This is a genomic window from Pseudomonas koreensis, assembly GCF_024169245.1.
Lineage (GTDB): Bacteria > Pseudomonadota > Gammaproteobacteria > Pseudomonadales > Pseudomonadaceae > Aquipseudomonas > Aquipseudomonas koreensis_F.
Genome location: NZ_JALJWP010000001.1, coordinates 1,417,644 through 1,425,000, shown reverse-complemented (window position 1 = coordinate 1,425,000; position 7,357 = coordinate 1,417,644). Strand labels below are relative to the sequence as shown.

Annotated in this window: 6 protein-coding genes; 4 read left to right on the top strand and 2 right to left on the bottom strand. The window is 58.9% G+C overall.

Features of this window, described 5'->3' with window-relative positions; translation table 11 throughout:
- Positions 1-460: 460 nt before the first annotated feature.
- A complete protein-coding gene (locus tag J2Y90_RS06650; protein ID WP_253497702.1) occupies positions 461-1,681 on the bottom strand; it encodes a CaiB/BaiF CoA transferase family protein in 1,221 nt (406 codons plus the stop codon).
- A gap of 14 nt (positions 1,682-1,695) precedes the next feature.
- Complete coding sequence (locus tag J2Y90_RS06645) at positions 1,696-2,877, bottom strand: acyl-CoA dehydrogenase (RefSeq protein WP_024015035.1); 1,182 nt, start codon at positions 2,875-2,877, stop codon at positions 1,696-1,698.
- 158 nt (positions 2,878-3,035) lie between these two features.
- Between J2Y90_RS06645 and J2Y90_RS06640 the strand changes: the two genes are divergently transcribed.
- The 4 genes from J2Y90_RS06640 (at position 3,036) to J2Y90_RS06625 (ending at position 7,260) form a co-directional block, all read left to right on the top strand.
- The gene (locus tag J2Y90_RS06640; protein WP_253497700.1) at positions 3,036-3,935 is read left to right on the top strand and encodes a LysR family transcriptional regulator; all 900 of its coding nucleotides are present in this window, start codon (positions 3,036-3,038) and stop codon (positions 3,933-3,935) included.
- Positions 3,936-4,369: 434 nt separating this feature from the next.
- The gene (locus J2Y90_RS06635) at positions 4,370-5,491 is read left to right on the top strand and encodes a Re/Si-specific NAD(P)(+) transhydrogenase subunit alpha (RefSeq protein WP_253497698.1); all 1,122 of its coding nucleotides are present in this window, start codon (positions 4,370-4,372) and stop codon (positions 5,489-5,491) included.
- Between the two features lie 15 nt (positions 5,492-5,506).
- Positions 5,507-5,827 carry an NAD(P) transhydrogenase subunit alpha gene (locus tag J2Y90_RS06630; RefSeq protein ID WP_253497696.1) on the top strand — a complete coding sequence of 107 codons (321 nt, stop codon included), beginning with the start codon at positions 5,507-5,509 and terminating at the stop codon, positions 5,825-5,827.
- Positions 5,827-7,260 carry an NAD(P)(+) transhydrogenase (Re/Si-specific) subunit beta gene (locus J2Y90_RS06625; protein ID WP_253497694.1) on the top strand — a complete coding sequence of 478 codons (1,434 nt, stop codon included), beginning with the start codon at positions 5,827-5,829 and terminating at the stop codon, positions 7,258-7,260. The genes J2Y90_RS06630 and J2Y90_RS06625 overlap by 1 nt, the downstream gene beginning before the upstream one ends.
- Positions 7,261-7,357: the final 97 nt, after the last annotated feature.

Sequence of the window (7,357 nt, the reverse complement as noted above, 5' to 3'; positions counted from 1 at the left end):
GATCTTTCGTCTCAACCGAGGCGCGCATTCTACAGCAGCCTCATTTGCTGTCAAGTGATTATTTTCAGAAGTTTTCGAAGAATTCTTCAACAACTTCAACCACTTGCGCTTCCGATCTCTCGTTAGCGGGAGGCGAATTCTACAGCGTTAATCGCTGCTGTCAACACCTCTTCTTCTCCGCTTTCGACCGAGAAGATCGAACCGTCAAAAGAGCCACACATCAGTGCTCCTTCAACTCCTTCCAGGCCTCGATAGTCTGAAGCAGGCCGCTGTCGAAAACTGCGTAACTCTTTGAATCTCAAGGAGTTTTCCGTTTCGACTGCGCCGGAAGTGGGGCGAATTATAGACCTCTGGAATCTGCCGTCAACCGTTAATTTCGCTTTTCTTTCAATAACTTGCGAATTGGCTAAAAAACAGTCAATCGACGGTTAGATCCAAGTCTTCTATATAGAAGAAAGACTCAAAGGACCCCTTCGTCCTTAAGCGCGGCGACTGCGCCCGCTCCCAGACCCAAGACTCGCTGCAGAACTTCCAGCGTGTGCTCCCCCAATAAAGGAGGCGCATGACGATACTCGACAGGCGTCTCCGACAACCGAATCGGACTGGCTACCTGAGGCACCCTCCCCGCCAAAGCATGGGGCAGCTCGATAGCCAGGCCGCGCGCCTTCACCTGGGGATCCTCAAACACTTGCGACAAATCATTGATCGGCCCACAAGGCACGCCCGCCTGTTCCAGTTGAGCAACCCACTCGGCCGTGGTCTTGAAGACCGTCGCCTGACGAATCAAAGGGATCAACGTTGCGCGATTCGCCACCCGCAGCTTGTTGGTCGCGAAGCGAGGATCGTCCGCCCACTGCGGCTGCCCAGCGACTTCGGCGAACTTGCGGAACTGTCCGTCATTACCCACGGTGAGGATGAAGTCGCCATCCGCTGTAGGAAAGTCCTGATAAGGCACGATGTTGGGATGCGCATTGCCCAGCCGCTTTGGGGCATTGCCCGTGGTCAGGTAGTTCATCGCCTGGTTGGCCAGACACGCAACTTGCACGTCCAGCAACGCCATATCGATGTGTTGGCCACCACCCTCGTGATCGCGATGAGCCAATGCCGCGAGAATCGCCACTGTCGAGTACAAGCCGGTGAGGATATCCGTCAGCGCCACGCCCACCTTCACCGGCCCGGCGCCTTCATCTCCTTCGGGACGGCCAGTCAGGCTCATCAAGCCGCCAAGCCCCTGGATCATGAAGTCATACCCTGCGCGCTTGGCGTAGGGGCCGGTCTGGCCGAAGCCGGTGATGGAGCAATAGATCAGACTCGGGTTGAGTGCCTTCAGCGACTCATAGTCCAGACCATACGCCGCCAGACCGCCAACCTTGAAGTTCTCGATCAGGATGTCCGACTTCGCCGCCAAGTCGCGCACCAGCTTCTGCCCTTCAGGACGCGTGAAGTCGATGGTCACCGATTGCTTGTTGCGGTTGGCCGAGAGGTAATAAGCCGCTTCCGACGTGTTCTCGCCGTAAGCGTCCTTGAGGAAGGGCGGCCCCCAGGCGCGAGTGTCGTCACCATTGCCCGGGCGTTCGACCTTGATCACCTCGGCGCCAAGGTCGGCGAGTATCTGCCCGGACCACGGCCCGGCCAACACGCGCGATAAATCCAGTACCCGTAGATGCGACAGCGCGCCCATGGTCCGCCCTCCTGTTAATAGAACGCCTGCAGACCGGTTTGCGCACGCCCGAGGATCAGCGCGTGAACGTCGTGGGTACCTTCATAGGTATTCACCACTTCCAGGTTGACCAGGTGACGGGCCACGCCGAACTCATCGGAGATACCATTGCCACCAAGCATGTCGCGCGCCATCCGCGCAATATCCAGCGACTTGCCGCAGGAGTTGCGCTTCATGATCGAAGTGATTTCAACGGCAGCTGTGCCTTCGTCCTTCATCCGCCCAAGACGCAGGCAGCCCTGCAGCGCCAGAGTGATCTCGGTCTGCATGTCGGCGAGTTTCTTCTGCACCAGTTGCGTCGCGGCCAATGGGCGGCCGAATTGCTGACGGTCCAGAGTGTATTGGCGCGCGGTGTGCCAGCAGAACTCGGCCGCGCCCAGCGCGCCCCAGGAAATGCCGTAGCGTGCGGAGTTGAGACAGGTGAACGGACCTTTCAGGCCACGGACATCCGGGAAGATGTTTTCTTCAGGCACGAACACGTTGTCCATGACGATCTCGCCAGTGATAGAAGCACGCAGGCCGACCTTGCCGTGGATCGCCGGAGCGCTCAGACCTTTCCAGCCTTTTTCCAAGACGAAGCCACGGATATCGCCAGCATCGTCCTTGGCCCAGACCACAAATACGTCAGCGATCGGGCTGTTGGTGATCCACATCTTCGCGCCGGTCAGGCTGTAGCCGCCATCGACTTTGCGCGCCCGGCTAATCATCGCGCCCGGGTCGGAACCATGGTTCGGCTCGGTCAAACCAAAGCAACCGATCCATTCGCCCGAGGCCAGTTTCGGCAGATACTTCTGTTTCTGTGCTTCGGTGCCAAATTCGTTAATCGGCACCATCACCAGCGAGGACTGCACACTCATCATCGAGCGATACCCAGAGTCGACGCGCTCGACCTCACGGGCAATCAGGCCGTAGCTGACATAGTTCAAACCGCTGCCACCGTACTGCTCGGGGATGGTCGCGCCGAGCAGGCCGACTTCACCCATCTCGCGGAAGATTGCCGGGTCGGTCTTCTCATGACGGAAAGCTTCCAGTACACGCGGCGCCAGGCTCTGTTGAGCGAACTGCGCGGCGGTGTCGCGGATCATCCGCTCCTCTTCGGTGAGCTGTTGATCCAGCAGCAGGGGATCGATCCAGTTGAAGCTAGCTTTACCGCCCATGAGTGTGCCCTCGCAATCGGGTGAATTAAACGTGGCATTGATCCTAGGCGCGGTTCGCGGTCGGGGCAAACGAGGATTTCGCATTCTGTTGTGCTAATTTCTCACTCCGTATCGTCGCGAATAGCCTTTTATGCGGCGCATTAGTGAGGTTGTCGTACATGCGCAGGAAGATACCCAGCACCACCGCCCTGATCAGTTTCGAAGCTGCCGCCCGCCACGAGAGCTTTACCCGTGCAGCTGAAGAGCTGTCGCTCACCCAAGGCGCCATTTGCCGACAGATCGCCAGCCTTGAAGACTTCCTCAGCGTGGAACTGTTCCGACGTTCGCGACGGGGAGTGAAACTGACCGAGGCGGGACTTTCCTACAGCCGTCGAGTGGCGACTCAACTCGATGCAGTGGAACGCGACACCCTTTCGGTAATGGGCCAGCAAGGCACCAATGTGATCGAACTCGCGGTCGTCCCGACTTTCGGCACGCAATGGCTACTGCCACGGCTCAAGGATTTCCAGCTCAAGCACCCGGAAGTGACCGTCAACCTGACCAACCGCACCCGGCCATTCCTGTTTGCCGACACCGAATTCGATGCCGCGATTTACTTCGGCGATGCCGATTGGTCGGGCACCGAATCCCACAGATTGATGGGTGAGAATCCGATGCCGGTGTGCAGCCCCGCCCTACTCGGCAATTGCAGACAGCTGACAGCCGCTGCCATCGCCGAACTACCGCTGCTGCAGCAAACCACCCGACCTTACGCCTGGCGCCAATGGTTCAACTCGCAGCAGTTGAATATCCCTCGCGACATGACAGGTCCACGCTACGAGCTATTCTCCATGCTTGCCCAGGCAGCCATGCACGACATGGGCGTCGCGCTGATTCCGCCGTTTCTGATTCAGCGCGAGCTGGCCGAGAAACGCTTGGTGGCTGCCAACCCTCAAGCGCTTTCCAGCATCAAGGCCTATTACCTGATGATTCCGGAGCGAAAGGTCGAATCAGCATCGCTAAAGGCATTTCGTGACTGGCTGGTAAATCAGGCACGAAGCTACAGCCCAGAAGAATAAAGGCTCTCGGCAATACTTAACCCCGTAGTCAGAAAATTGAAAACCCTACAGATATAACTATTTGTCGCTTTTCCGCAGACTGTATCCGAAAGTCGTACAGACGTCCCACAAGCTGCCAAACACGTGGCTTTCAGCCTCTAATGGCGACTCATTGCTGCCTATTCACGCCACCGATGCGAATTTTTTTCAAATTCAGCCAGAATCCTTGCAGGGCACGGCCTGCAAGGGGTTCAACTGGCCATCTGCGACATTCGGTCACGGCATGACTTGTAGTTAATTTTCCGTCACCCGTCATAATCCCTTGAAGGGCATAAAGTTCGCCTGCAAAATGCCGCGCCCCGCCCTGATTCGGCGGGATCGTGCTGATCGGCCGCCCCAGTCGCACCATCCGTAGTGCATGGGTTTACTCAATAAGATCACGCAGGAGATTTGACGTGCACATTGGTGTTCCTCTCGAAACCCAGACCGGTGAAACACGGGTTGCTGCAACCCCGGAAACCATCAAGAAGCTGATCGGCCAAGGCCATAAGGTCACTGTGCAAAGCGGCGCCGGCATCAAAGCCAGTGTCGTCGACAGTGCCTATGAAGCGGCCGGCGCGAGCATTGGCGGCGCCAATGACGCGTTTGGCGCCGAGCTGATTCTCAAAGTGGTCGCGCCAAGCGATGCCGAACTGACGCTGATCAAGCGCGGTACGGTGCTGGTGGGCATGCTCAATCCGTTCAACAACGAGACCATCGCGAAGATGGCCGAGTGCGGCATTACCGCGTTCGCCCTCGAAGCGGCGCCGCGCACCTCGCGGGCGCAGAGTCTTGATGTGTTGTCGTCGCAAGCGAACATCGCCGGTTATAAAGCGGTGTTACTCGCCGCTCACTATTACCCACGTTTCATGCCGATGCTGATGACCGCTGCGGGCACCGTGAAAGCGGCGCGCGTGCTGATTCTCGGCGCGGGCGTGGCCGGTCTGCAGGCGATTGCCACGGCGAAACGTCTGGGCGCGGTGATCGAAGCCTCCGACGTGCGCCCTGCGGTGAAGGAACAGATCGAGTCCCTCGGTGCCAAGTTCGTCGACGTGCCGTACGAGACCGATGAAGAGCGCGAATGCGCAGTCGGTGTCGGCGGTTACGCGCGGCCGATGCCGGCGAGCTGGATGCAGCGTCAGGCCCAGGCCGTGCACGAGCGCGCCAAGCAGGCTGATATCGTCATCACCACTGCGCTGATTCCGGGCCGCAAGGCGCCGACGCTGTTGAGTGCAGATACCGTGGCGCAGATGAAACCGGGTTCGGTGGTCATCGATCTCGCCGCCGCTCAGGGTGGCAACTGCCCGCTGACCGTTGCCGATCAGGTCGTTGTGGAAAACGGCGTAACCATCGTTGGCCCGACCAACCTCGCCGGTGAAGTCGCTGCCGATGCTTCGGCGCTGTATGCGCGCAACCTGCTGGACTTCCTCAAGCTGGTATTCACCAAGGAAGGCCAGTTCGACGTCAACCTCGAAGACGATATCGTCGCCGCGTGCCTGATGTGCCGCGACGGCCAAGTCATCCGCAAAAACGCCTAAGCAGGGATTCAGACGATGGAAGAGCTTATCTCCCCCGGTATCTACAACCTGATCATCTTCGTGCTGGCGATTTATGTCGGTTACCACGTGGTCTGGAACGTGACGCCTGCGCTGCACACACCGTTGATGGCGGTGACCAACGCGATTTCGGCGATCGTGATCGTCGGCGCCATGCTCGCCGCCGCACTGACCGTCACGCCGCTGGGCAAAACCATGGGCACCCTCGCCGTGGCACTGGCTGCGGTCAATGTCTTCGGTGGTTTTCTGGTCACCCGCCGCATGCTTGAGATGTTCAAGAAGAAAGCCCCGAAAGCAAAAGAAGAGGCGCTGAAGTAATGAGCATGAATCTCGTCACGACGCTCTATCTGATCGCGTCGATCTGCTTTATCCAGGCCCTCAAAGGCCTGTCGCACCCGACCACTTCGCGGCGCGGCAACCTGTTCGGCATGCTCGGCATGGCGTTGGCCATCCTGACCACCGTCGGCCTCATCTATAAGCTCGGGGCTGAGCTGGCCACGGCCGGTATCGGTTACGTCATCGTTGGTTTGCTGGTCGGCGGCACCGCCGGCTCGATCATGGCCAAGCGCGTCGAGATGACCAAGATGCCGGAACTGGTAGCGTTCATGCACAGCATGATCGGCCTCGCGGCGGTGTTCATCGCCATCGCGGCGGTGGTTGAGCCGCAGTCGTTGGGTATCGTTAAACAGCTGGGCGATGCGATCCCGGCGGGCAACCGTCTGGAGCTGTTCCTCGGTGCCGCCATCGGTGCAATCACCTTCTCCGGTTCAGTGATTGCGTTCGGCAAACTCTCGGGCAAGTACAAGTTCCGCCTGTTCCAGGGCGCACCGGTACAGTTCGCCGGTCAGCACAAGCTCAATGCGGTGCTGGGTCTGGCTACGCTGGTTCTTGGCCTGACCTTCATGTTCACCGGCAACCTCACTGCATTCGCGCTGATGCTGGCGCTGGCCTTCGTGATGGGCGTGCTGATCATCATCCCGATCGGTGGCGCCGACATGCCAGTGGTGGTGTCGATGCTCAACAGCTATTCCGGCTGGGCGGCGGCGGGGATCGGTTTCTCGCTGAACAACTCGATGCTGATCATTGCCGGCTCGCTGGTGGGTTCGAGCGGTGCGATCCTCTCGTACATCATGTGCAAGGCGATGAACCGTTCCTTCTTCAATGTACTGCTCGGCGGTTTCGGCAATACGGCAGATGCAGGCCCTGCTGGTGCGAAGGAAGCCCGTCCGGTCAAATCCGGTTCGGCTGATGACGCAACCTTCCTGCTGACCAACGCCGACACTGTGATCATCGTGCCGGGTTACGGTCTGGCGGTAGCGCGTGCTCAACATGCGCTGAAGGAGCTGACCGAGAAGCTGACCCACCGTGGCGTGACCGTGAAGTACGCAATCCACCCGGTAGCGGGTCGGATGCCGGGGCATATGAACGTCCTGCTCGCCGAGGCCGAAGTGCCTTACGATCAGGTGTTCGAGATGGAAGACATCAACTCCGAGTTCGGCCAGGCCGACGTGGTGCTGGTGCTCGGTGCGAACGACGTGGTCAACCCGGCGGCGAAGAACGATCCGAAGTCGCCGATTGCCGGCATGCCGATTCTCGAAGCGTTCAAGGCCAAGACCATCATCGTCAACAAGCGCTCGATGGCCAGCGGTTATGCGGGCCTGGACAATGAGCTGTTCTATCTGGACAAGACCATGATGGTCTTCGGCGATGCGAAGAAGGTCATCGAAGACATGGTCAAAGCGGTCGAGTAATTCGTCGCTGCAATAACGAACGCCCCGACTTGTCGGGGCGTTTTTGTTTGCACCGGATGGCGGACAATTTGCCGCGTTGTTGCAGATCCGGTAACGG